Source organism: Bacillus sp. PK3-037, from assembly GCF_054161355.1.
Genome location: NZ_CP096408.1, coordinates 2,762,143 through 2,785,732, shown reverse-complemented (window position 1 = coordinate 2,785,732; position 23,590 = coordinate 2,762,143). Strand labels below are relative to the sequence as shown.

The 23,590-nt window shown below is 45.2% G+C and carries 29 protein-coding genes; 28 read left to right on the top strand and 1 reads right to left on the bottom strand.

Features of this window, described 5'->3' with window-relative positions; translation table 11 throughout:
* The first annotated feature begins 100 nt into the window (after positions 1 to 100).
* The 28 genes from M1D69_RS14235 to M1D69_RS14100 all read left to right on the top strand — a co-directional run bounded on the left by M1D69_RS14235 (position 101) and on the right by M1D69_RS14100 (position 23,345).
* Entirely contained in the window at positions 101 to 892 is a 792-nt protein-coding gene (locus M1D69_RS14235) for a terminase small subunit (protein WP_458105730.1), read from the top strand.
* Entirely contained in the window at positions 889 to 2,190 is a 1,302-nt protein-coding gene (locus M1D69_RS14230; protein ID WP_458105731.1) for a PBSX family phage terminase large subunit, read from the top strand. Before M1D69_RS14235 ends, M1D69_RS14230 begins: the two co-directional genes overlap by 4 nt.
* The gene (locus tag M1D69_RS14225; protein WP_059352779.1) at positions 2,191 to 3,681 is read left to right on the top strand and encodes a phage portal protein; all 1,491 of its coding nucleotides are present in this window, start codon (positions 2,191 to 2,193) and stop codon (positions 3,679 to 3,681) included.
* A 19-nt stretch (positions 3,682 to 3,700) separates the two neighbouring features.
* Entirely contained in the window at positions 3,701 to 4,528 is an 828-nt protein-coding gene (locus M1D69_RS14220; RefSeq protein ID WP_458105732.1) for an XkdF-like putative serine protease domain-containing protein, read from the top strand.
* Between the two features lie 24 nt (positions 4,529 to 4,552).
* Positions 4,553 to 5,488, top strand: coding sequence for a phage major capsid protein (locus M1D69_RS14215; RefSeq protein WP_044156249.1), 936 nt, complete (start codon positions 4,553 to 4,555; stop codon positions 5,486 to 5,488).
* Between the two features lie 23 nt (positions 5,489 to 5,511).
* The gene (yqbG, locus tag M1D69_RS14210) at positions 5,512 to 5,895 is read left to right on the top strand and encodes a protein YqbG (protein ID WP_059336112.1); all 384 of its coding nucleotides are present in this window, start codon (positions 5,512 to 5,514) and stop codon (positions 5,893 to 5,895) included.
* Positions 5,892 to 6,248, top strand: a complete 357-nt coding sequence (locus M1D69_RS14205) for a YqbH/XkdH family protein (protein ID WP_101860760.1) — start codon at positions 5,892 to 5,894, stop codon at positions 6,246 to 6,248. Before yqbG ends, M1D69_RS14205 begins: the two co-directional genes overlap by 4 nt.
* Positions 6,245 to 6,733: an HK97 gp10 family phage protein gene (locus M1D69_RS14200; RefSeq protein ID WP_458105733.1), complete on the top strand. Its 489-nt coding sequence runs from the start codon at positions 6,245 to 6,247 to the stop codon at positions 6,731 to 6,733. Before M1D69_RS14205 ends, M1D69_RS14200 begins: the two co-directional genes overlap by 4 nt.
* Positions 6,734 to 6,745: 12 nt before the next feature.
* Complete coding sequence (locus tag M1D69_RS14195; RefSeq protein ID WP_458105734.1) at positions 6,746 to 7,186, top strand: phage tail terminator family protein; 441 nt, start codon at positions 6,746 to 6,748, stop codon at positions 7,184 to 7,186.
* A 2-nt stretch (positions 7,187 to 7,188) separates the two neighbouring features.
* Complete coding sequence (locus M1D69_RS14190) at positions 7,189 to 7,401, top strand: hypothetical protein (protein ID WP_458105735.1); 213 nt, start codon at positions 7,189 to 7,191, stop codon at positions 7,399 to 7,401.
* Complete coding sequence (locus M1D69_RS14185; RefSeq protein ID WP_458105736.1) at positions 7,401 to 8,801, top strand: phage tail sheath family protein; 1,401 nt, start codon at positions 7,401 to 7,403, stop codon at positions 8,799 to 8,801. The genes M1D69_RS14190 and M1D69_RS14185 overlap by 1 nt, the downstream gene beginning before the upstream one ends.
* 1 nt (position 8,802) lies before the next feature.
* A complete protein-coding gene (locus tag M1D69_RS14180; RefSeq protein WP_003239114.1) occupies positions 8,803 to 9,246 on the top strand; it encodes a phage tail tube protein in 444 nt (147 codons plus the stop codon).
* A 90-nt stretch (positions 9,247 to 9,336) separates the two neighbouring features.
* Positions 9,337 to 9,783: a phage tail assembly chaperone gene (locus M1D69_RS14175; RefSeq protein WP_015715734.1), complete on the top strand. Its 447-nt coding sequence runs from the start codon at positions 9,337 to 9,339 to the stop codon at positions 9,781 to 9,783.
* 41 nt (positions 9,784 to 9,824) lie between these two features.
* The gene (locus tag M1D69_RS14170; RefSeq protein ID WP_458106148.1) at positions 9,825 to 9,965 is read left to right on the top strand and encodes a hypothetical protein; all 141 of its coding nucleotides are present in this window, start codon (positions 9,825 to 9,827) and stop codon (positions 9,963 to 9,965) included.
* Between the two features lie 735 nt (positions 9,966 to 10,700).
* Positions 10,701 to 14,978, top strand: a complete 4,278-nt coding sequence (locus tag M1D69_RS14165) for a transglycosylase SLT domain-containing protein (RefSeq protein ID WP_458110433.1) — start codon at positions 10,701 to 10,703, stop codon at positions 14,976 to 14,978.
* The gene (locus tag M1D69_RS14160) at positions 14,971 to 15,630 is read left to right on the top strand and encodes a LysM peptidoglycan-binding domain-containing protein (protein WP_458105737.1); all 660 of its coding nucleotides are present in this window, start codon (positions 14,971 to 14,973) and stop codon (positions 15,628 to 15,630) included. The genes M1D69_RS14165 and M1D69_RS14160 overlap by 8 nt, the downstream gene beginning before the upstream one ends.
* A gap of 15 nt (positions 15,631 to 15,645) precedes the next feature.
* Complete coding sequence (locus M1D69_RS14155; RefSeq protein ID WP_101865276.1) at positions 15,646 to 16,623, top strand: XkdQ/YqbQ family protein; 978 nt, start codon at positions 15,646 to 15,648, stop codon at positions 16,621 to 16,623.
* On the top strand, positions 16,623 to 16,889 hold the full coding sequence (locus tag M1D69_RS14150; protein ID WP_458105738.1) for a DUF2577 family protein: 267 nt from the start codon (positions 16,623 to 16,625) through the stop codon (positions 16,887 to 16,889). Before M1D69_RS14155 ends, M1D69_RS14150 begins: the two co-directional genes overlap by 1 nt.
* Before the next feature lie 58 nt (positions 16,890 to 16,947).
* Positions 16,948 to 17,373 (top strand): DUF2634 domain-containing protein, encoded by a 426-nt coding sequence (locus M1D69_RS14145; RefSeq protein ID WP_268508734.1) that lies wholly within the window; start codon positions 16,948 to 16,950, stop codon positions 17,371 to 17,373.
* Positions 17,366 to 18,412, top strand: coding sequence for a baseplate J/gp47 family protein (locus tag M1D69_RS14140; RefSeq protein WP_458105739.1), 1,047 nt, complete (start codon positions 17,366 to 17,368; stop codon positions 18,410 to 18,412). The genes M1D69_RS14145 and M1D69_RS14140 overlap by 8 nt, the downstream gene beginning before the upstream one ends.
* Positions 18,396 to 18,974, top strand: coding sequence for a YmfQ family protein (locus M1D69_RS14135; RefSeq protein ID WP_458105740.1), 579 nt, complete (start codon positions 18,396 to 18,398; stop codon positions 18,972 to 18,974). The genes M1D69_RS14140 and M1D69_RS14135 overlap by 17 nt, the downstream gene beginning before the upstream one ends.
* Positions 18,971 to 19,243 (top strand): hypothetical protein, encoded by a 273-nt coding sequence (locus M1D69_RS14130; RefSeq protein WP_458105741.1) that lies wholly within the window; start codon positions 18,971 to 18,973, stop codon positions 19,241 to 19,243. Before M1D69_RS14135 ends, M1D69_RS14130 begins: the two co-directional genes overlap by 4 nt.
* 2 nt (positions 19,244 to 19,245) lie before the next feature.
* Positions 19,246 to 21,213: a pyocin knob domain-containing protein gene (locus tag M1D69_RS14125; protein WP_458105742.1), complete on the top strand. Its 1,968-nt coding sequence runs from the start codon at positions 19,246 to 19,248 to the stop codon at positions 21,211 to 21,213.
* 13 nt (positions 21,214 to 21,226) lie between these two features.
* A complete protein-coding gene (locus M1D69_RS14120) occupies positions 21,227 to 21,616 on the top strand; it encodes a hypothetical protein (protein WP_099042850.1) in 390 nt (129 codons plus the stop codon).
* Positions 21,617 to 21,757: an XkdX family protein gene (locus M1D69_RS14115; protein ID WP_099042851.1), complete on the top strand. Its 141-nt coding sequence runs from the start codon at positions 21,617 to 21,619 to the stop codon at positions 21,755 to 21,757.
* A gap of 128 nt (positions 21,758 to 21,885) precedes the next feature.
* Positions 21,886 to 22,164, top strand: coding sequence for a hemolysin XhlA family protein (locus M1D69_RS14110; RefSeq protein ID WP_059336102.1), 279 nt, complete (start codon positions 21,886 to 21,888; stop codon positions 22,162 to 22,164).
* Positions 22,165 to 22,175: 11 nt separating this feature from the next.
* Complete coding sequence (locus M1D69_RS14105) at positions 22,176 to 22,439, top strand: phage holin (RefSeq protein WP_458105743.1); 264 nt, start codon at positions 22,176 to 22,178, stop codon at positions 22,437 to 22,439.
* Between the two features lie 12 nt (positions 22,440 to 22,451).
* Positions 22,452 to 23,345, top strand: coding sequence for an N-acetylmuramoyl-L-alanine amidase (locus M1D69_RS14100; protein ID WP_458105744.1), 894 nt, complete (start codon positions 22,452 to 22,454; stop codon positions 23,343 to 23,345).
* A gap of 35 nt (positions 23,346 to 23,380) precedes the next feature.
* Here the strand turns inward: M1D69_RS14100 and spoIISC are convergent, their stop codons facing one another.
* Positions 23,381 to 23,518 (bottom strand): three component toxin-antitoxin-antitoxin system antitoxin SpoIISC, encoded by a 138-nt coding sequence (spoIISC, locus tag M1D69_RS14095; RefSeq protein ID WP_125825426.1) that lies wholly within the window; start codon positions 23,516 to 23,518, stop codon positions 23,381 to 23,383.
* Positions 23,519 to 23,590: the final 72 nt, after the last annotated feature.

The following is a 23,590-nucleotide window of genomic DNA, read 5'->3' as shown; positions in this document are numbered from 1 at the left end:
GCCACCTATAAGTGAAAAGAGCATGACACATAAGCGGCCGGCATAACCGGCCGCTTTTATGAATAGAAATCCATGCTGGAGGTGGCGGTGATGCCGTAGCATGAAAACACAACAGAGAGAACAAGCATTAGCAATCTATCAGCACCATCAGGGAAATATCACAAACCGGGCCATTGCAGACACAATCGGCGTTTCTGCGAAAACAATCGGCATCTGGAAAAAACAGGACGGATGGAAAGAAGCCTTGTTTTCTGAAAACGGACATAAGCAGCGCCGCATAGAAAACGATGAATTAAATGAACGGCAGCGGCTGTTCTGCCTGTACTACGTAAAAAGCTTCAATGCGACACAGTCAGCGATCAAGGCGGGCTATTCTCCGGACAGCGCCCATGTGACGGGCTGCAGGCTGTTAAAGCATGAAAAGGTTGCCGCTGAAATCAGGCGGATAAAAAAAGAAATGGTGAATGAAGTGTTTATTGAAGCGATGGACGTTTTGCAGGTATATGTCAAAATCGCGTTCGCCGATATCACGGATTATGTGACCTTTGGCAAAAAAGAGGTGCAGGCCGTCGGAAAGTCGGGACCGCTGTTTGATGAAGATGATAACCCGATCATGAAGGAAATCAGCTTTGTCGACGTCAAAGACTCCGGTCTCGTTGACGGCACCATTGTCACGGAGGCAAAGCTCGGCAAGGAAGGCATCGCCATTAAGCTTGCCGATAAGATGAAAGCACTTGAAAAGCTGTCATTATACTTTGATTTGTTTCCGGATCAATTTAAACAAAAAATAGAAAATGAGAAGTTAAAGCTCGCGAAACAAAAAGCGGAAAAAACTGATGACGGCCGCGAGCCAATTGAAATCATGATCAAACGAAAAGAGGACAAGGAATGATCGTAAAAGAAATCAATCCTCATTTTGAAGATTACGTGTTCAATTGGGAGCAGACGTACCAGTTCCTCGTCGGCGGCTACGGCTCATCAAAAAGCTATCATACGGCGCTGAAAATCGTATTAAAGCTGTTGAAGGAAAAGCGGACGGCGCTCGTCATACGAGAGGTGTTCGATACCCACCGGGATTCGACCTTCGCTTTATTCGAAGAGGTGATTGAAGAGCTTGGTCTCACGAAGGCAGCCGCAGCACTTTCTTCCCCGCTTCAGCTGCGGTTTCAAAACGGCAGCCGGATCATGTTCAAAGGAATGGACAACCCGGCGAAGCTGAAATCTGTTCACAACATTTCTTTAATATGGATTGAAGAGTGCTCTGAGGTGAAGTATGAAGGCTTTAAGGAATTAATCGGCCGTCTTCGCCACCCTGAGCTGAAGCTGCACATGATTTGCACCACCAATCCCGTCGGCACCTCCAATTGGACGTACCGGCATTTTTTTCAGGATGAACGCAATCAGCGGTTTGTGCTGGATGACAGCGAGCTTTACGAAAAGCGGACACTTGTCAGGAGAGATACGTATTACCATCATTCCACGGCAAACGACAACCTCTTCCTCCCCGAAAGCTATATCAAGCAGCTTGACGGACTGAAGGAATATGATCCTGACTTATACCGAATTGCCCGTAAAGGCAGATTCGGCGTCAATGGAATCAGGGTGCTGCCGCAGTTTGAGGTGCTCCCGCACGACCGTATCGAAGAACGTATTGCCGCCATCAGCCAGCCGATCCTTCGCACAGGCATGGATTTTGGTTTTGAAGAATCCTACAATGCTGTCGTCCGTCTCGCCGTCGATCCTGATAAGAAATATCTCTACATTTATTGGGAGTATTATAAAAACAAAATGACAGATGACAAGACGGCTGAGGAGCTGCAGGAATTGGCTAAAACACAGGAAATGATCAAAGCCGACTCCGCTGAGCCGAAAAGCATTCAATATTTCCGCCAGCAGGGTTTTCGGATGGTCGGCGCCAGGAAGTTTCCCGGCTCCAGGCTTCAATACACCAAAAAGGTCAAACGCTTCAAAAAAATTTTCTGTTCGGACCGCTGTGAAAATGTCATCTATGAGCTCAAGACACTGACGTATGCCAAAGATAAAAACGGTGCGCTGATAGAGGATGAATTCATGATCGATCCGCATACGCTTTCTGCTATTTGGTATGCGCTTGATGATTATGAGGTCGCAGATGTGAAGGAAACAGCGCAAAAACGAATCCGTCCGAACCGAGAAAGGAGGAGGTCATGAATGCCGCACAATCAAACAGTCAGAGCAACGGTTTTAAAAGCCAATGCATCTGCTCCTCAGACAAAGCAAATTTATGAAGACGACTTTTCTGATTTGTACGGAGAGGATATCATCGCTCCGCCCTACAATATCACCGAGCTCAAAACAATTGCTGAATACTCAACCATTCTTCAGCAATGCATTGATGCGTACAGAGTGAATATTACTGGTTTTGGTTTTGATGTGGAGTACACGTTTGATGTCAACGCCACTGATGTCGACCAGGCGAAAAAGAAAAAAGCGGAAAAAGACTGGGCCAGACTTGAAGCCTTTTACAAATGCCTTCACTTTGATGAATCTGCTGAAATGATTTTAGGCTATGCCATTGAAGACAGGGAAAAAACCGGAAACGGCTTTATGGAAGTGCTTCGCGACGGGATGGGAAAACCGGCCGGCATTGAATATTTGGATGTGAAATATATGCGCGTATGCGGAGCCGGTGAGCCTGTCGAAGTATCTTTTATGTATGAAGAAAACGGAAAAGTGAAGAGAATCAAAAGGCAAAAACGGTTTCGGAAATTTGTGCAGATGATCAATGGAAAAAAAGTATTTTTCAAAGAATACGGCGATCCTCGAAAACTGGACATGCGCACGGGCGAATATGTCAGCACACTGGCTGAAAAGCACCAAGCAAACGAAGTGATCCATCTTAAAATCGGAAGCGGCGTATACGGCGTGCCCCGCTGGGTAGGCAATATCGTCAATTTATACGGCGCCCGGAAAGCGGAAGAGCTCAATTTTATGTATTTTAAGCAGGGGCGTCACGTACCCGCTGCGATTACAGTGGAAAACGGGATGCTGTCTGAAGCTTCTTATCGGGAACTGCAGGAGTATATGAATGACCTTGAAGGTGTGGAAAACGCCCATAAATTTCTTCTGATTGAGGCGGAAGGCATCGCGAAGGAGAAGGATCTTCACGGCGGTGAAGATATCACGCCGGTTTCTGTGGAAATCAAATCCCTTGCGGAAATCCTGCAAAACGACGCCTTGTTTCTTGAATATGATGAAAAAAGCAGAAATAAGCTGCGCTCTGCTTTCCGTCTGCCGCCGCTTTATACGGGAGAAGCTCAGGAATACAACCGGGCTACGGCTGATACAGCGAGAAAAATTACGGAGGAGCAGGTGTTTCAGCCAGAGCGGAAAACGCTTGTCAACAAATTGAACACACTGCTTTTGCCGGAGCTGAATCTTCATGATGTGAGGCTGACATTAAAAGGACCGGACTTTCGTGATCCGCTTGAGATTGCGAAAGTGCTCGGTCCTTTTATTACAGCTGGAGCCGTTTCTCCAAATGATTTACGAGACCTTGCCGGACGGGTGCTCGGCAAAACGCTTGAGGAGTGGCCGGAGGACATTTACAAACGCCCTGCCGGACAGGATGCTGAAAAGACGAATCTGACAGCGCTTCTGCAGGAGCTGAAGGACAGCATCGAAGATATCAAAACGTCCTGAAGGGAGGTGAATCAAGCAGGTGGCGCGGGAATTGAAAAATGCCAAAATCAGCTTTGTCAGCTATGTGGACAAGGCGGCAAACCAGACAGAATTTTTCTTTACGAAGTCAGCCGAACCTCCGTCATTTGAAAAAAAGGTTCGGCTGTTTACGAAAAGCGAGCAGGATGAACAAAAGCTCGTATACGGAATTGTGTATGAGCCTGATGTTCCAGATGCCCACGGCGACTATATGACCGCAGAAGAAATTGAAAAAGCGGCGCATGGCTTTCTTGCAGACGCGCGGGAGATCGATATCAATCACAGCTTTGAAGGCGGCACAGGCGTAGTCGTTGAATCCTATGTGGCGCCCGATGATTTTATCATCGGGGCAAAACGGATTACAAAGGGCTCGTGGGTGCTTGTGACAAGAGCGTCAGATGAGGTGTGGGAACAAATCAAAGCCGGCATCATCACCGGCTACAGCATGGCGGGCACTGCTGATGTATATGAAGAAGAACCGGTTGAAAAAGCCGGATTTCTAAGCGTGTTTAAGCAGCTGCTGGCCGACAAAACAGGAAAGGAGACTGAAGAAATGAGGAAAGAAGACATGAGGGAATCAATCGAGCATGCGCTGTATCCGTTGCTCAAACGGCTGGAGACAATTGAAAAAAACACAGAAACAGAGGAAAAACCGGAGCAGACGGGAGATGACGAGCACCTGAAGAAGCTCGTTGAGGACATGATTGCCCCGCTGATCGAACGCATTGAAGCCCTGGAAAAAGCTCGGGGAGCCTCTAAACAGACGGCGGACGATGCGGCCGGCAATACAGAGCAAGTCAAAAAATCAATCTGGAGCGGACTGCTGTAAACCAGTCAAAGAGGAGGAAATCAATTGAGAAATCAAGAGATCATTCGGAAAGCGGAAATGTCGCTTTCTGCTTTAAAAAGCGGCGGGCTCATGAACCCTGCACAAGCATCAGCTTTTATCCGCATGGTGCAAAACACGCCGACGATTTTCAGTGAATCCCGCGTGATTCAAATGGAAAACGATTCGCAAAAATTTGAGAAAATCGGCTTCGGCCAGCGTATTTTACGCGCGGCTCAAGAAGGAAAGGCGCTGACAACAGACGAACTGACGGTTCCGACGACAAGTACTGTCCAGCTGAACACAAAGGAAGTCATTGCGGAAATTAACATTACGTACGACACGCTCGAAAACAATATTGAAAAAGGCGGACTGCAGCAAACGATCATGCAAATTTTAGCAGAGCGGGCGGCAGTTGATATTGAAGAGCTGATCGTAAACGGAGATACTGCATCAGCAGATCCATACCTGGCGCAGCTGGACGGCATCCGCAAACAAGCGGTGTCCCACATCGTTGACATGAACGGTGAAGAACTGTCCAGAGCGACATTTAAAAAAGGCTTAAAGGCTGTTCCGCCGAAATATTTGCGCATTCCTCAGGAATTCAGATTCTATACGTCGCACGGCTTAGAAGTTGAATGGAAGGACCGCGTGGCAGACCGTCAGACAAACCTTGGGGACCAGGCTGTTCAGGGCGGCTTGTCCACAGCGTTCGGCGTACCGGTAAAAGGGGTATCCAATATCCAGCCGTACGCAGTCGGAGAGGGAGACGCGCAATATGACGCTTCCGATATCATTCTCACACATCCGAAAAATATCATTCTTGGCTTCTCACGTAATATTCGAATTGAAGTCGACAAGGATATCCGCTCCCGTAAGTTCATCATTGTCTTAACGGCCAAGCTGGACAGCAAGTTCGAGGAAGAGGATGCCTGCGCTAAATTAATTAACGTAAAAGAATAATCGAAATGGGGTGGCCAGCTTATATGCTCATCGAACCGACGGACGTTGCCGCCTATTCGGTCTATGACCAGGTGAAAAACAGGCCGGAAGAACTGCTGGCGCAGGATATCATCGAGGCGGAATCGGAAGCGGCCCTCATTACAGGGCACAGCTTTACAGACAGCATCTACGACCCGCTCCCTGAAAAGGCGAGATTAGCTTTGCTGAAGCTCGCCCAATACTTTGCGCTAGTAAACAGCGACGAATCAGCCGCATCAAGCTATCAGTCTGAGAAAATGGGGGATTACTCCTACACGGTTTCCGGTGAAGCCGGCATTCAAAAGCCCGATGTATATCATTTGCTGGAAGAGTTTATCGCACCGGACTATGTTCCGGAGTCTGCCAGATTGAAGGTGCGGTCGTTATGAGTTATCAGCAGATGCTGATCCATCGCTGTGATATTTATCATGAAACAGCGCAGCCACCGCCGGCGGGACGATTCGGAATTCCGGCGGACAAGCTTCAGCCGGTATTTTCATATCCGAATACACCTGATGAAGAAAATGTCCCTTGCTACTTTACAGAAAAAACGCAGCAGCTGATTCAGGAGGAGCCTGATCAAACCGTGTATCACAGTTTTCTTGTCCATTTTCCATTCTCTGCGGATATCCGGATGAACGACAAAATTATTTGGCAACACAACAGCTATATTCTGAAGCTGCCAAAAAAGATCAGACACCATCATTGGGAAGTCATCGCTGTCAGAGATGAAAGTCTATGAAGATAGCGGGACTTAAACAGCTGAACGCATCGTTAAAAGAAGCGGCATCCGGCGGTTTTTCCCATGAGGCGTCCCGGTGGATTGAAGAGTGCGGGCAAGATTTTCTGGAGATCGTACAATCTGAACTCATCAGCACGCAAACGATAGATACAGAAAAACTGCTCAGCTCCTTTCAGAAAGGCTCAGAGGACAACCTCTGGAAGGTACAAAGCGGCGGACTCTCACTTGAGGTCGGGACCCAGCTTGAATATGCTTCTTTTCTCAATGACGGCCACTGGACGTCGAAAGCGGACGATGTGAGATGGGTGCCGGGGCATTTTCAAGGCTCACGGTTTATCTATGATCCGGTTTCTTCCACAGGCATGGCACTTAAGAAAAAATGGATACCCGGTACGAGCTATTGGGAGCATGCACTGCTTCTATATGAACAGCTGTTTGCAAAATCAATGGAACATAAATTGCGCCAGTGGCTGAAAAAGATGTAAAGGAGGAGCGGGATGAACAGCGAAACAGGATCGATCATGGCTTTTTTGTACAGCCAGTGGTCTGTTCCCATTTATGAAAGCGAGCTGCCTGATCATTTTCAAGTGCCGTCTTTATATGTCCCTGCGCCATCTGTTTTTGAAGAAACAGATACAGTCTCCACGTTTAAAAAAACCTACAGTCTCAATGTGAAGCTGTTTCATCTTGACTCCGTGCAGGCGCTGGATGAAGCGGACAGGCTCGCGGATGCCATCAGAGAAGCGAGAAATATGATACCGCTGCTCAGTGAATCCGGTGAGAAGACAGGGGATATGCTTCGCATCACCCGAATTGAGACAAGGGTGGGAGACAGGGGCGAGGCGGTCATGGTGATCAGGTGGAGCAGCCGATATTATTATCACAAAACAGAACAGCCTGTCTTACAGGATATCGATATGAACAGCGGGGTGAAATAGCGGTGGCAAAGCAGAAACAAGCGAAGGCTGTACATACAGAGAGCCGGGAAGCTCTTTTTGATACAGCGGATTTGATCAAGCACGCAAAGGAACTGTTCGGCGTTAAGCCGGAGATCCTTCAGGGGGCTTTATTTGGCGTGGACAACACACGCCTGACGAAATCAGAGGCAAGTCAATTAATCCAAACATTTTTAACTAAGGAGGTCATGCAATAATGAATGGCGGAACATTTACAGCAGGAAAAGAAAAGGACCGTGCAGGCATTTATTTCAATTTTAAAACGACGGCACAGGAACGGGTGTCACTTGGTGAACGGGGGACGGTCGCACTTCCGGTCGCATCAAGCTGGGGCGAAGCGAAAACATTTGTCTCCATTTCAAGCGTGGAGGATTTAAACAAAAAAGTGGGTCTCAGCATCGATGATCCATCTTTGTTACTGTTGCGTGAAGCGAAGAAAAACGCGAAAACGGTATTGATGTACCGCCTCACTGAAGGTGTCAGAGCATCTGCCGATATTGCCGAAGGCGTTAAAGCGACTGCTTTATACGGCGGATCAAAAGGGAATGACATCATCATCCGCATTAATGAAAATGTACTGGATGCAACGTCATTTGATGTCACAACGTATATGGATGAATCAGAAGTGGATAAACAGACTGTCAAAAAAGCTGAAGAATTAACAGCAAACGGCTATGTGACATTTACCGGAACAGGAGATCTTTCCTCTTCAATTCCGCTGACTGGATCAGAGGGAGACGCGGCTGCCGAGACGCTGAACGCATCTGCGGGAATCCGTTTATCCGGCGGTACGGATAAAGCGCCGGTCAACTCAGACTATACCGATTTCTTGGCTGCGGCTGAAACGGAGAGCTTTGATGTCATCGCTTTGCCGGTTGCAGAAGGAGATCAGCTGAAGGCGACCTTTGCCGCATTCATTAAGCGTCTGCGTGACGGGCAAGGGCAAAAAGTCCAAGGGGTAACAGCCAATTACAGCGGTGACTATGAAGGCATCATCAACGTGACAGAAGGCGTGCTGCTGGAAGACGGAACAGAAGTGACACCGGACAAAGCGACGGCGTGGGTTGCCGGCGCAAGTGCGGGAGCAACCTTTAACCAATCTCTCACATTTGTGGAGTATGAAGGCGCCGTTGATGTCTTAAACCGCCTTGACCACGATACGATTGTTGAACGTCTGGGCAAAGGCGAATTTTTATTCACATTTGACGCCCGCGATAAATCGGTAAGCGTAGAAAAAGACATTAACTCACTTGTCACGTTTACGGCTGAGAAAAACAAGAAGTTTGCGAAAAACAAAATCGTCCGTGTCTTGGACGCTGTGAATAATGATTTAACACGCGAGCTGAAAGCCTTAATTAAATCAAGAAAAGGCAGTGGAAGCGACATCCCGGCCTCTGAAGACGGGCTTCAGTATGTGAAAACGATGATTACGCAATACATGACAACGCTTCAGGATGCGGGCGGCATTACCGGTTTTGATTCTGATCAAGATATCACCATTTCAATGAATGAAGACCGTGACGGCTTCTTGATTGACCTCGCTGTACAGCCTGTCGACGCAGCTGAAAAATTCTACTTTAATGTGGAGGTAAACTAATATGGCATTAAAAGCACAAAACACGATTTCAGGTAAAGAAGGACGCTTATTTCTCGATGGAGAAGAAATGGCGCATATCAAAACATTTGAAGCAAATGTGGAGAAAAACAAGTCTGAAGTAAATATTATGGGCCGCCGCATGACAGGCCATAAAACAACAGGCGCAAACGGAACTGGAACAGCAACGTTTTATAAAGTCACATCAAAATTCGTGATCCTGATGATGGACTATGTCAAAAAAGGCAGCGACCCATACTTCACACTCCAAGCTGTTCTGGATGATCAATCCTCCGGCCGAGGCACAGAGCGAGTCACGCTGTACGACGTCAACTTTGACTCTGCCAAAATCGCAAGCCTGGATGTCGATTCAGAAGCGTTAGAGGAAGAAGTTCCATTTACATTCGAAGACTTCGACGTGCCCGAAAAGCTTTCTGACACGTTTTAATCAAAGCTGAACAAGCCATACCCAGACCTTTCTCAGAAAGGTCTGTTTTTTACACGATGAAATCAATCAAAAGACAAGGGAGTTTTTTACATGAGCGAGAAGAACGAAAACGTATATGATCTTTCCTTTTTTATGCCGGGAAAAACAATCGAAGCCGAAGAAATCAAAGTGCCGATCTCTAAACGTTTTGTTGATAAAAAAGGAAACATCGTGCCATTTATTTTTAAAGCGATCACGACGGAGCGTATTGATGAATTAGAGAAAGAAACAACAACGTATAAAAACGTTAAAGGCAGAGGCCGTGTAAAAGATTTAGACAGCCAGCGCTTTTATGCCCGAATCGCAGTTGAATCAACCGTTTATCCGGACTTCCGTTCAAAAGAGCTTCGAGAAGCATACAAAACGGCCGATCCGGTAGAAGTAGCGAAACGTGTCCTGTCTGTAGGAGGCGAATACGCAAACTGGTTAAACAAAGCGATTGAGATTAATGGATTTGAAGATGAATTAGAAGACCTGGAAGAAGAAGCAAAAAACTAATAAAAGATGGGCATAAAGAAGCCGTGTACCTCTATTATGCGATGCACGAGCTTCATTATTCTCCATCAGATTTATTAGAACTGTATGAAGCGCCCAGACATTTTAAGGCGCTGTTGTATGGGTTGATTGGGTATAAGCTGGATATCCTTGAAAAACAAGCAAAGAAAGGAGGGGCATCGTAATTGGCAAAGCTGACAGCAAGATTTGAAATGGAAGACCGTGTAAGCAAAAAGTTAAGAAAGATACAAAATGGATTTAGAGCGCTTGAAAAGTATAGAAAAATGACGCAGCGAAATAGGGCTATCGATATACGAAAAGAAAGCAAAACTGTGTTAAGGACAATTGACCGCATACAAAAATCATTAAAGAAAAAGCTTGGCGCCCAAATGATTTCCATTTCAGCTGAGGATAACGCCAGCACTGTCATTCAGAAGGTTCAAACTCAATTGCAGGGATTGCCGGCATCGGTATCTATTAAAATTGGCGCCAGCGACCAAGCAACAGAAAAATTTGAACGATTAAGAGAGCTCATTGCGGGATTTAAAGGATTTACAATAATGCTGAGTGCAGAAGACCAAATTTCGCCGGCTGTTCAAAAAATACAGCGTTATATGGAAAGCGCGCTTCAAAATGGCTACTCTGTTACGATACGCGTGATTGATCACGTCATGAAAACAGTCGGTCGCATTTCAGCCGGTATTGATGCCTTAACAGGAAAAGACAACAAATTGGAGCTGTCTATTAATGACAAGGTGACAGATAAGCTGGATTCCTTGCAGAAAAGAATTGACAGCATGGGAAGCTCAGGTTCACCGGATAAAGCAGCTCCTTCAGCCGGAGGAAATGCCGGTGGTATTGCAAGCATGTTTGATCCAGAAACGATTTTGACAGCACTGGACAAATTTGCTGCATCATTCATGGAAAAAGTGGATGAAATCGCCACAAAATTCAGCCCGGAAACAATCCTAACAGAGCTGGATAAATTTACAACATCGTTCATGAATAAGGTGGATGAAATCGCCACAAAATTCAGCCCAGAAACAATCCTAACAGAGCTGGATAAGTTCACAACATCATTTATGAGTAAGGTGGATGCGATCGCGACAAAGTTCAGTCCGGAGACAATTTTGTCACAGCTGGATAAGTTCACAACATCATTTATGAGTAAGGTGGATGCGATTGCGACAAAGTTCAGCCCGGAAACAATTCTGGCTCAGCTGGATAAGTTCACAACATCGTTCATGAGTAAGGTGGATGCGATTGCAACGAAGTTCAGTCCGGAGACAATTTTGGCACAACTGGATAAGTTCACAACATCGTTCATGAGTAAGGTGGATGCAATCGCGACAAAGTTCAGCCCGGAAACGCTTCTGGCTCAGCTGGATAAGTTCACAACATCATTTGTAAGTAAGGTGGATGCGATTGCGACAAAGTTCAGTCCGGATACGCTTCTAAAACAGCTGGATAAGTTTACAGGCTCTTTTATGAAGAAAGTAGATGAAATCGCAAGTAAATTCAGTCCTGAAGCCATTTTTAAACAGTTGGATAAGTTTACAGGCTCATTTATGAAAAAAGCAGACGAAATCGCAAGTAAATTCAGTCCTGAAGCCATTTTTAAACAGTTGGATAAGTTTACAGACTCATTTATGAAAAAAGTAGACGAAATCGCAAGTAAATTTAGTCCTGAAGCCATATTTAAGCAGCTGGACAAATTTACAGAGTCCTTCATGAAAAAAGTAGATGATATTGTAAGCAAATTCAGCCCGGAAACTATTTTTAACGAACTCGATAAGTTTACAGATTCCTTTATGAAAAAAGTGGACGATGTCGTAAGTAAATTCAGCCCGGAAACCATTTTTAACGAACTGGACAAGTTTACAGACTCCTTTATGAAAAAAGTGGATGATATCGTGAGCAAATTTAGTCCAGACGCGATTATCACTAAAGCAGAAGACTTTGTAACAAATATTGTTGACAAAATCTCAGAAAAATTTAATTTTCTGAATCCGGATAAAATCGCCAATAAAGCAGAGAAGTTTTTTGATAATATTGTCTCGAAAATCGCAAAAAAGTTTGAGAAATTCAGCCCTGATAAAATTATTGAAAAAGTGGGAGAGTTTTTTGAAAAGATTATAAAAGGCATTGCTGAAAAACTGGGGAATCTGGATTTTGGGGGACTGCTTGGCGGCAAATCCAGCGGAAGCAAAGGCAAACAAAAAGCCTCAAAAGCCAATACAAATAACTCAACTTCAAGCAACTCAAACCGCACTAAAAAACCTTCTATGAACCAAAAAGCGTCAGGTTCTAAATCGAAGAAGTCAGGCGGCAAATGGGGCGGGGCTTGCGGATGCTGCTGTGCCGGAATCAGTACAGGCAAAAGCAAAAAAGTTAAAAACAGAAACGGTTCATCAAACAAAGGCAATAAATCAAATCCTGTGAGTACGCCTAAATCTGCAAAAGCAGCTAAAGGCGGATCAGGCAAAGGTTTTTCAGGCCTTTTGAAAACCTTGGGAGAATCAAAAGGTTTGAAGGGCGGACTGAAAGGCTTAAAAGGAGCCGCAAAAGGAATACCAGGATTAGGCGAAATATTGTCTCTTACTGACTTAGCCGGAATCAATAAGGATAATGCCGGTGAAAAGGTAGGCTCAGCCGGCGGAGGTTTAGCCGGAGCCGCTGCAGGAGCGGCTATTGGAAGCGTTGTGCCTGGAGTCGGAACCGCTATTGGCGGAGTTGTAGGAGGAATTGCCGGCACTTTCGGTGGTGAAAGTTTAGGTAAGGCATTTGATGCCGGTGCTCTAAATGATACATGGAACAGCATTACAGAGGGTGCGCAAAATGCTTGGTCAGCCATTCAGGAAACTTGGGGAACTGTATCGACGTGGTTTATGGACAATGTTTGGACACCGGTATCATCAGCGGTTGTGGGTGTGGCTACAAGTATATGGTCAAACATCGTAAATGCATGGACAACGATACAAACCATTTTCAGTACCGTATCAACCTGGTTTATGGACAATGTTTGGACACCGGTATCATCAGCGGTTGTGGGTGTGGCTACAGCTATATGGTCTAAAATTGTAAACGCATGGACGACGATTAAAAATGTGTTCAGTGCAGTTGCTTCATGGTTTATGAGCAATGTGTGGGGACCAGTCAAATCCGCTGTTATCGGAGCGGCAACCACGATCTGGGATAAAATGACCGGTGCTTGGAATAAGATTAAGAGTGTTTTCAGTACGGTATCGGGATGGTTCATGGATACAGTTTGGAACCCGGTCAAAAATACAGTCTCAGATGTAGGCAAGGGAATTTCTGATGCTTTCAAAAAAGCTATAGACACCGTCAAGAACATTTGGAAGGGTCTGAGCGGCTGGTTTAAAAAGAATATTCAAGAACCTCTTACAAAGGTTGGAGAAGCCATTTCAGATGCTTTTTCTAAAGCGTTCGGCTGGGTGAAAAAAATCTGGGATAAAGCTGGCGGCGTAGCTAGTAAAGTGATTAATTTTGTAACCGGCGGCGGAGATCCGAATAAAGGTAAGGATCCGGATAAAAAGGCCACAGGCGGCTATATCACCAAGCCAACCATCTCGTGGATCGGTGAAGCCGGCAAGGAATTCGTTATCCCAGTCGATAACAACCGAGGCCGGGGGAAGATGCTTCTTTCACAAGCGGCGTCTAAGCTAGGCATGCAAGTCGTAGACGACATGGGTGCCGCTTCATCTACAGCTGGAAGTCCGGTATCTGTTTCAGGAGGAGCGGCTGCCAGTCCGTTATCAGGATCAGCCTCCCCGGCAATGGACACTGCAAATCTTACAGGCCAAGCGTCCACACTCGGACAGCAATTTTCAGAAGGCTTTGGTAAAGGCATCAGCAATCAGCCGGTTAAAATGGAAGACTGGAAGAAGAAAAACATCAATACGCCATTTACGCAAATAATATCGGTCTCACCAAATTATGGAAAACAAATGGTGAGCGGCTATGCCAAGGGGCAAAACGGCACCGCAACCGGAACAGACGGCTTTTTGCAATCAAAAGTTAAAACGCCGTTCCAAGCCACTGTAAACAAATCGTCATCATGGGGCACAGGTACGGTCAAAGGCTTTGCGCAAGGACAGAACTCAACCCAAACAGGGACAGCGCAGTATGTAAGCTCACATGTTGACAAACCGTTCCTGCGTTCAAAAGACACATCCAACAGCTGGGGTTCAGGCATGATCGGTAACTTTGTAACAGGCATGAATTCTAAATCCAGTGAAGTGAAACAAGCTGCAAAGGATATGGCGAAGAGGGTAGAGCAGGCTTTCCGTGAGGAATTAGATATCCATTCACCTTCCCGTGTCATGATGAGTTTGGGGCGTTTTGCTTCAATCGGTGTTGTCAAAGGTCTTGGATCAGTAGATGTAAAGAAATATGCTGAAAAACAAGCTGGATCATTAGCTGCTGCTTATTCAGGAATGGGCGGTATGAGCGGAAATGTGAAACAGTGGATTATGGCCGCTCTCATGGCCACAAAGACACCGATGAGCTGGCTTCCGGGACTGATGACAATTGCGCAGCATGAATCCGGAGGCAATCCGAACGCAATCAACCTGTGGGACAGCAACGCAAAAGCAGGGCATCCATCACAAGGGCTCATGCAGACAATTCCAAGCACCTTTAATGATCATAAAGCACCGGGCATGGGTAACATTAAAAACCCGATTCACAACGCAGCTGCGGCGATCGGCTACATTAAAAGCAGATATGGTTCAATCAATAACGTGCCAGGCATAAAAAGCATGAATCATGGCGGTCCCTATGTCGGTTATGCCAACGGCGGACTGATTACAAAAGAACAAATCGCCCGTGTCGGTGAAGGAAACAAGCGGGAATGGATCATTCCGGAGGAGCGGGGCATACGCGGCCGCTACCTCCTTCAGAGAGCGGCACAGGCTCTTGGTATGGAAGTGACAGATCCGTCTCAATCCCAGCAGTCTGAGCTTTCATCAGGACAAGTTTCAGCTGTTACATCCGGTACACGGCAAACGATACAAACAGCCGGAACGAAAGAAATTAAGATTGAGTTTAACGGCGATCAGCATTTTCATAATGGTCAGGACGCTGATAGCTTGGTAGCAAAAATCAAGCAGGCATTACTTGATGAATTACAAAAAGACATTAACACTGGAACAAAGGGGGTCGTGGCTTTTGACTAAGTCTGTCTATGAATTTTGGATATCACAAGGGAAGGAAAAGCTGCGATTCCCTGTTCTTCCTGAAGCGATTGACATTGCGAATAGTGTACAAAATGACTCAGTAAAGATAACAGGACTGGGTGAACTAACGTTTATTGAAGAACCCGGAGCGAAAGAAATTTCATTTTCTTCTTTTTTTCCAAAAAGATATACGCCGATAGCTGAATATCAAAATCTCCCGTCTCCGGAAAATGCCATTGCGAAAATTGAAAAATGGATGAAGGCTAAAAAGCCTGTTCAATTTTTAATTACGGGAACAAAAATCAATATGACATGCAGCATTGAAAGCCTTAAATATAGTGAGGGAGACAAAGAGATAGGAGATAGGGATTTTGATATTGTACTAAAAGAATACAAAACCGCTTCCCCCCGAAAAATCAAGCAAAAGAAAAAAACAAAGGCAAAACGTCCGTCAAAGGCCTCTCCGAAAACCTATACAGTGAAAAAGGGAGACACGCTTTGGGACATTGCCGGCAGATTTTACGGGAACAGTACGCAATGGCGCAAAATTTGGAACGCCAATAAAACAGCAATGATTAAACGAAGTAAACGAAATATCAGGCAGCCGGGCCACTGGATTTTTCCCGGTCAAAAATTAAAGATACCGCAATGAAACAGGTGATGTATGATGATAGAATTGTTCGTCATTAAAGATACAGAATGGCTTGAGCTGGTAGCGGAAAGCGTGTCGCTGGAGGGGCACCGATATCAAGCGCCGCGCTCCATAGAAGCGACCATCGTCATTAAACAGGGCGACCAGAAATATTACAGCGTCACAGAAGGAGACACCGTCTTGTTTAAGTGGAAGGGAAAAGAGCTTTTCCGCGGGATCGTCTTCGCCCGAACGCCTGATGAACATACGCTTGCCTTTAGTGCGTACGATATGCTGCAATATCTGGTCAAAAATCAGGATGTGTACGTGTTTTCCAATCAGCGTGCTGACCAGATGATCAGGAGGATCGCCAATGATTTTCAAATTCCGACAACCTCTATTGCGAACACAAGTCATACGATCAAAAGCCTTGTGATTAAAAATGATACGAGCCTGTACGACATCATATTGAAGGCTTTAAAACAGACAAAGAGCCAGACGGGACGGAATTATCAGCTGTATTCAGAAAAAGGAAAGCTCGGTCTGCGCGCTTGGCCAGATCCATCAGAGGTATGGGTGCTGGAAACCGGAGTCAATATTACGGGCTACCAATACAGCACGTCTATAAATGATACCGCTACACGAGTCGTGCTGCGCCGCCAGAAGGATAATAAGACGTATAAAGCGTCTGCGAAGGACAGTTCAGGCTTAAACAAATACGGCGTGCTTCAATATACGGAGACCGTAACAGACGAAATTAACCAGGCGCAGCTTCAGCAGAGGGCTGACGTACGCCTTGCTGAAAAAAAGGGCGTAAAAAAAGAACTGAAAAATATTCAGGCCATCGGCATTCCAGAAGTGCAGAGCGGCTTGCCTGTCTATATATCCATTCCTGAGGCCGGGATTAAGAAAATCTACTGGGTAGATACAGACCGGCATGAGTTTAAAGGAACGAAACATACGATGACCATTGATGTTGTCGAAAAGAATACGATGCCGGAAGGGGTTTCCTGATGAGACTGAGTGAAGCCATCAAACATTTGGCCGTCGGTGCGGTTGATGCTGAATCTCCGGTGGAGCTGCTCCCAGCTGAGGTGGTTTCGGTTTCTCCTGTTGAAATCAAATTAAAAGAAAACAGCAAACTGATGATACCGGCTGACGCCCTCATCATCCCAAAACGGATGCAGTTCGGAGGAGATGATGCACTCGAGCTGGGGGATCGCGTCATGACCGCGGCTCTGACAGGCGGGCAATTGTTTTATATTTTAGATAAACTGTAAACAAAACCGCTTCGGACGAAGTGGTTTTTTATTTAGCATGTATAAAGGAGTGGGCATCATGGCCCTGACACCAGAAGTGGAGTTTGAGGATATTGAAGATGACGGCGAAGTCATTGAAACCTCGCAAACCTACAAAATAGATTTTGAAAACGGAAGAATTACAAATGAGCTGATTACCGGGCTTGAAGCAATCAGACAGTTTGTGTATATCGCCTTACAAACTGAACGATATGCGTATTCAGTTTACAGCCATAATGTCGGAAATGAGCTTCAGGACGTGCTTACAGATCATGAGACGACTGATGCCTACAAAAAAATGGAGATTCCAAGGCTCATAGAAGAGGCACTTGTTTATGATGACCGGATTTCCGCTGTAACAGACTTTGAGATAGAAAAACAAGGCGATGCGTTTCATGTTTCCTTTGTAGTCGAGACAGATGAAGGATCGCTTGAGATTGAGGAGGTGGTTGGCGAAGATGTTTGAGGATCAGACCTTTGAAGAGATTATGGAGCGTATGCTGAACAGCCTCTCCGCAGATATTGACACGAGAGAAGGCAGTGTTATTTATAACGCATTAGCCCCGGCGGCAGCTGAGCTTGCGAAGTCGTATATATGGCTTGATACCGTGCTTGAGCTTGTGTTTTCTGATACTGCGCAAGGAGAATTTTTGGACCGGCGCGCTGCGGAAGCGGGGATTGAACGGACAGCTGCCACAAAGGCCGTGAGAGCAGGGGAGTTCACAGCTGGCGTCAGAATTCCTGAAGGCTCCCGCTTCTATGTGGACAATCTTTATTTTCAATATACAAGAGACGGGACGCTTGTCTGTGAAACGCCGGGAGAAGCAGGAAACGCCAATCTGACCGGACGTAATCTGTTGTCACTGGATACCATCCCGGGATTGGAAAAAGCCATTGTCAAAGAAATCCTGATTCCGGGGCGTGAAGAAGAAGGAGACGATAGCTTAAGAGAACGGTATTTTACGAGGGTTCGGCGTGAGGCTGTCAGCGCCAATAAAATGCATTATAAAGAGTGGGCTGAAGAAGTGGACGGGGTTGGAAAAGCAAAGATCTTTCCGCTTTGGAACGGAGAAGGGACGGTTAAAATTGTCGTCACGAATGCCAACCTTGAACCGGCTTCTGAAATCTTAATTCAAAAAGTGAAAGACTATATTGACCCTGAGCCCGGTCAGGGCGAGGGGCAGGCGCCAATCGGAGCCGTTGTCACAGTAGAAAGCGCGGTCTGGAAGGAAGTTGAGATTTCTGCCGAGGTGCTTCCAGAAGTCAATCACTCGATTGATGAAGTAAAGACAGAAATTCAAGAAGGCGTTTTAAATCTCTTTAAGAAAATGGCATTCGAAGATAACACTATCCGCCTTTCTCAAATTAATAACATCGTTTATAATTCGCCGTCTGTCAGTGATTATTCAAATATTAAAATCAACGGCACTTCCGAAAATTTAGTGCTGAGCGACGTAGAAATCCCTAAGCTTGGGCAGGTGAAGATCATTGAGCAAACAAGATGACATGATTTCATATCTGCCGCCGTTTCTCACCAGCTTAAAAGAAATGTCGGAGCTGCTGAAAGCGGAAGCACCTGAGTTTGATCAGCAAAATAACAGCATATTTGATCTGACAGACCAGTTATTTGTACCAACAGCAACATGGGGGCTCAGCCGCTGGGAAAAGATTTTAAACGTGCCGCGGGAATCGGGAGACACCGATGAAATCAGACGATTGCGGCTCATTTCCAAAATGTCGAACATCCCGCCAATTACCTACAGGGCCATTGAGCAGGCGGTGAACCGTTTCTTGAAAAACCCGTCTGCACAAGTCCGCCTGCTTACCGGCGAATACCGCTTTAACGTGGATATCATTGTTGATGACCTTCAACACATGAATGAGCTGATTGAAGCCATAGAAAACATGAAGCCCGCTCATTTGGCGTATACGCTCAGAGGCGGATTAAATGAGACGCTCCAAATAAAGGACACAGTCATCCTGAATCACCGAAGATACCGAACAGCCAGTGAGCTGAAGGTCGGTTATTCTGTCACCCTTAACAATAATGAGGTGGTCTTAACTTGATTTCAACCATATACAGAGAACGTACAGCTGCCGATCTGAAAAGCAGGATTCATCACGTGCTGCTTAACGGACAAAAAACAGAAATAGTGGAGCTCGCCATTGAAGGAGCAACAGTGACCGTTCTGACAAAACGTGAAGAAGATATTAAACATATCGAAACGGTACAAATTTTTGACGAACTGGGCAATGTCATTACAGAAAGAAAAACAGACCTGGACGTCAGTGAAAACAGAACACTCGATTTCAGATTTACTTTTGAGGTGGTGTAAACATGGCATACGAAGAAAAAACAGACTGGCTTCCGGACGACCCCATCAACGAAGATGACGTCAACCGCTGGGAAAAAGGCATAAAAGACGCTCACACCGACCTGGTAGCCCACAAAAATGACATGAACAACCCCCACAACACAACAAAGGCGCAAATTGGACTGGGGAATGTTGATAATGTGCAGCAGGCGGCTAAGAAGGATTTTGACAAGCATGAGCAAGATCAGGTACGGCATGTTATGAATGAAGAACGGGTTAAATGGAATGGTGCGCAGCTTTCGAAAATTACGACAGACGAAGGATCAATCCTTATTAATATCAATAAAAGTTACGACTTTCATAGTGTTGTCTTAGGGCAAAACAAAACTTTTACTTTTTATATTTCGAGTGATGCTAAAAATGCGCCTTCTCAATCGGTTCACGGTATTTACTTGCATTCCTCTTCGACGAATGGAGAAGCAATGGCCATGGCCGAAGATGGTGGCTTTTGGAGAAAGTCTTTAGTTAACGGAATCTGGTCTGAATGGATAAAATATGAAACAGAAGAAGACTCAATAAAAAGAGTGGATGCTCATTCTGATAATAAAGATATACATGTAACAAAAGGCGATAAAGACAAATGGGATGCAGGACAGCTCTATAAAATAACGCAAGACAACGGCAAGGTATTTTATAAAAGCAGCAGTGAGACAACGGATTATAATGAACTAACTGCTACTGGAATGTATCTGATATACAATGCTGGATTGAATGGACCAGGCTTGATGCAATGCTTTCTTCTAGTAATGAGCTATGGGAATACGCTCGTTCAAACTGCGTACGACGCTTCAAATGGTTTGAAAACTTTCTATCGAATCCGAAAAAATGATTCTATCACATGGACATCTTGGATTGATATAGAAACTACAGAGGGAGCTCAAAGGAAAGTCGATGCTCACGCCAAGCTTACTGATATACATGTAACTAAGACTGAAAAAGAAAAATGGAATGCCAGTCAACTTTTCAAAATAACCGCCGATAATGGCACGCAGAAAATTAATTTAACTTCTGGCTCATTTTATGAGTCTCTAAAAGACGTTGGTTCCGTTTCTTTCTATGGAACAAATGCTGTAACTGATAACCCTTCAAAGACAAGCTTGCGCGGTATGCAGTTAGTAGGACAGCCGGGAATAGGCATTGGGTACGCTGTAGACGTAGAAGGTAATGCATGGTGGTTTTACTATAATGCTAACCACACTGCAATCAATTGGTATCCTATCGAATCTACGGCAGGGGTGCAATCTAGGATAGATGCACATGCAAATCAAACAGATATCCACGTAATAAAATCCGATAAAGATAAATGGAATAATGCACAACTATATCCATTAACAACAGAGAATGGTCAACGAATTAGGATTGATAATGGAAAGAATCTTTTTGATTACCCAACTGGCTTATATTTCGGTGCAGGGGTTGTGAATCGTCCAGGTGATGATGAAGCAGCTTGGTACTATTATGATATTACAGATGTTCCAGCGGATCTAGCTCCTCCTCAAGGGTTAAGGAAAATTGTCGCTACAAGATCCTATGATAATCAAACATGGATTGGAATTTTTCATAAAGAAGGTAATTTTTTAGGATGGAAGCGTCTTATTACTAACGAAGATTTTGAATCGGTAACATGGCAAAACGTCACACTAAAAAATGGCGCTGCTACTGGAGACAGACCGTTTCAATACGCAAAGTGGGGGAATTTGCTTCTATTACGTGGCCATATCACAGCGACTCGTGAAGTTGTATGTGGAACAATTCCGTCTGACAGATTGCCAGAAAAAGGTGCAGTTGTAATGGTTCCTGTTTCCGGTACGACTGGTTATTCTAAGTTATTTATCCATGCAAGTGGAGATATGAAATTGTCAGGTATTCACTCGAATAATAACAGTAATGTAACTGGTTACTACATGGATAATGTAATTGCATTAAATTAAGGAGGTTAAAAACTTGATACAAGTCTTTAGATATGATGAAGATTTTATGTTCGTTGAGCCTGTCTTGGTGATCGAAGTTGACGAGAAAGGCAATTATATCATTCCTGCTGATTGCACTACCGTTGCGTTGCCGGATTCTCCTTCTCTGTTCAAACCAAAGTTTGATGCAGATAAACAGGAATGGACTGAGGCAGCCACACAGGAAGAGATTGAAGCGGTTTTAAGTTCAGCGGGAGAAGAAGTCTCTGTAGTTGACCTTTTGAAGCAGCAAAATGCGGCGCTTTCTTTGCAGATTGCTAAGACAGAGAAGGAAAATGAAGAAAGACGTATGAGGGAAGCAGAGCAGGCTTTTGTCATTGCCCAGATGCAAAAACAAATACAAGAATTGAAGGGAGCAAATTAAATGGCTCGGTATCCAGAAGTAGCTGACATAAAGCAATTTTATATGTGGAAATGCTATACGGATGAAAAAGTTCAAGAATACGTTAGGATTGAATGGATCACAAAAGATCAATATAAAGAAATTACCGGAAAGGATTACTAATTCCCAGTAATCCCGAGGAGACTAGCGAACTTAAAGGGACTTAATAAGGAAGGATAAACGCTTAATAGGCGTTTTTTTATTTTGCCTCAAAGGAGGTGAACAAGATGAAATAAAAGGAGGGCGTACCGGTGTCACAACCGACGGAGGTACCTGATGTTAATGTCTTTCAGCAGGATTTAGCAGACATAAAAGGTGAGCAAAAAGCGCTCGAACAGAGAGTTTCCGCATTAGAACGCGTGTCTGACCGGCAAGACCAGCAAATCATGACGCTGAACGAAAAATTAAACAAAATTGAAGAAAATACAACATGGATTAAGCGCACCATCACTGGTGCCATCATTACAGCAGTGTGCACAGGGATCATCGGCGGAGCGATCGCTATTATGTACAACCTGCTGCAGCATTAAGGGGGATTTTCATGAAAACGTATGATAAAGGCACGGTCACTAGGACGGTGCTTCTTTTGCTTGCGCTCATCAACCAGAGCATGCTGATGTTTGGCAAATCACCATTGGACATACAGGAAGAGCAGGTGAATCAGCTTGCAGATGCTCTGTATTCAGCAGGATCAATGATCTTCACAATTGGGACAACACTAGCAGCTTGGTTTAAAAACAACTATGTAACAGAAAAAGGGAAAAAGCAACGCGACTTGTTAAAGGAAAATAATCTGACGAAATAAGGAGAGATGAAAATGGTTAACATTATTCAAGATTTTATTCCGGTCGGTGCAAATAACCGCCCAGGCTACGCGATGACACCTCTTTATATTACCGTACACAATACAGCGAACACGGCAGCAGGCGCCGATGCCCAAGCGCATGCCCGATATTTGAAAAACCCTGATACGACGACAAGCTGGCATTTTACAGTTGATGATACAGAGATTTATCAGCATCTGCCGTTAAATGAAAACGGCTGGCATGCAGGAGACGGGAACGGAAGCGGCAACCGGGCTTCTATTGGGATTGAAATTTGTGAAAATGCGGATGGCGACTTTGCACAAGCAACAGCTAATGCCCAGTGGCTGATCAAAACATTGATGGCTGAACACGGTATCAGCCTCGCTAACGTCGTGCCTCACAAATATTGGTCAGGGAAGGAATGCCCTCGCAAACTGTTGGATACGTGGGACTCGTTTAAAGCGGGAATTGGCGGCGGCGGGAGCCAAACTTACGTCGTGAAAAAAGGTGACACACTTACATCCATAGCGAGAGCGTTCGGTGTTACTGTTGCTCAGCTGCAAGAGTGGAACAATATCGAAGATCCGAATCTTATTCAGGTTGGTCAAGTGTTAATTGTAAGTGCTCCATCGTCCGCTGCAGAGCCAGAACTCTATCCGCTCCCTGACGGTATCATTCAGCTGACAACACCATATACCTCAGGCGAACACGTCTTTCAGGTGCAACGAGCGCTGGCGGCTCTCTACTTTTATCCTGATAAAGGAGCTGTGAACAACGGAATCGACGGCGTTTACGGGCCGAAAACAGCGGACGCGGTTGCGCGTTTTCAGTCTGTTAACGGTCTACCCGCCGACGGTATCTACGGACCTGCGACAAAAGCGAAGATCTCAGCTCAAGTTAGCTGATGATAGAACAAAAAATCCCGGAGTTGCTCCGGGATTTATTTTTTCTTCTTCAATTTTTTTAAAATTCCTGCACTCCGCTCCCTCACCCGAAGGGAATACCCGGAAAAGCCAAACCTCCCGTAATCAATAACCTTCACACGCCGCACCAATTTTTTCACTGTATCACCTGACATTATCCTCTGTTTGTTTTATTATATGTAGCCCCTTAAGAAAAGGAATAAGGACAAGAGCTGTTTCTCTTGTCC

Bases quoted from the DNA above. Each gene is read 5' to 3' on its own strand.
- M1D69_RS14150 (WP_458105738.1), top strand. From the start codon at position 16,623: ATGAGACTGAGTGAAGCCATCAAACATTTGGCCGTCGGTGCGGTTGAT.
- M1D69_RS14205 (WP_101860760.1), top strand. From the start codon at position 5,892: ATGAGTTATCAGCAGATGCTGATCCATCGCTGTGATATTTATCATGAA.
- M1D69_RS14185 (WP_458105736.1), top strand. From the start codon at position 7,401: ATGAATGGCGGAACATTTACAGCAGGAAAAGAAAAGGACCGTGCAGGC.
- M1D69_RS14115 (WP_099042851.1), top strand. From the start codon at position 21,617: ATGGCTCGGTATCCAGAAGTAGCTGACATAAAGCAATTTTATATGTGG.
- M1D69_RS14165 (WP_458110433.1), top strand. From the start codon at position 10,701: ATGGAAAAAGTGGATGAAATCGCCACAAAATTCAGCCCGGAAACAATC.
- M1D69_RS14125 (WP_458105742.1), top strand. From the start codon at position 19,246: ATGGCATACGAAGAAAAAACAGACTGGCTTCCGGACGACCCCATCAAC.
- M1D69_RS14200 (WP_458105733.1), top strand. From the start codon at position 6,245: ATGAAGATAGCGGGACTTAAACAGCTGAACGCATCGTTAAAAGAAGCG.
- M1D69_RS14180 (WP_003239114.1), top strand. From the start codon at position 8,803: ATGGCATTAAAAGCACAAAACACGATTTCAGGTAAAGAAGGACGCTTA.
- M1D69_RS14140 (WP_458105739.1), top strand. From the start codon at position 17,366: ATGTTTGAGGATCAGACCTTTGAAGAGATTATGGAGCGTATGCTGAAC.
- M1D69_RS14225 (WP_059352779.1), top strand. From the start codon at position 2,191: ATGCCGCACAATCAAACAGTCAGAGCAACGGTTTTAAAAGCCAATGCA.
- M1D69_RS14170 (WP_458106148.1), top strand. From the start codon at position 9,825: ATGCACGAGCTTCATTATTCTCCATCAGATTTATTAGAACTGTATGAA.
- M1D69_RS14175 (WP_015715734.1), top strand. From the start codon at position 9,337: ATGAGCGAGAAGAACGAAAACGTATATGATCTTTCCTTTTTTATGCCG.
- M1D69_RS14195 (WP_458105734.1), top strand. From the start codon at position 6,746: ATGAACAGCGAAACAGGATCGATCATGGCTTTTTTGTACAGCCAGTGG.
- M1D69_RS14155 (WP_101865276.1), top strand. From the start codon at position 15,646: ATGATAGAATTGTTCGTCATTAAAGATACAGAATGGCTTGAGCTGGTA.
- yqbG (WP_059336112.1), top strand. From the start codon at position 5,512: ATGCTCATCGAACCGACGGACGTTGCCGCCTATTCGGTCTATGACCAG.
- M1D69_RS14100 (WP_458105744.1), top strand. From the start codon at position 22,452: ATGGTTAACATTATTCAAGATTTTATTCCGGTCGGTGCAAATAACCGC.
- M1D69_RS14105 (WP_458105743.1), top strand. From the start codon at position 22,176: ATGAAAACGTATGATAAAGGCACGGTCACTAGGACGGTGCTTCTTTTG.
- spoIISC (WP_125825426.1), bottom strand. From the start codon at position 23,518: ATGTCAGGTGATACAGTGAAAAAATTGGTGCGGCGTGTGAAGGTTATT.
- M1D69_RS14235 (WP_458105730.1), top strand. From the start codon at position 101: ATGAAAACACAACAGAGAGAACAAGCATTAGCAATCTATCAGCACCAT.
- M1D69_RS14230 (WP_458105731.1), top strand. From the start codon at position 889: ATGATCGTAAAAGAAATCAATCCTCATTTTGAAGATTACGTGTTCAAT.
- M1D69_RS14145 (WP_268508734.1), top strand. From the start codon at position 16,948: ATGGCCCTGACACCAGAAGTGGAGTTTGAGGATATTGAAGATGACGGC.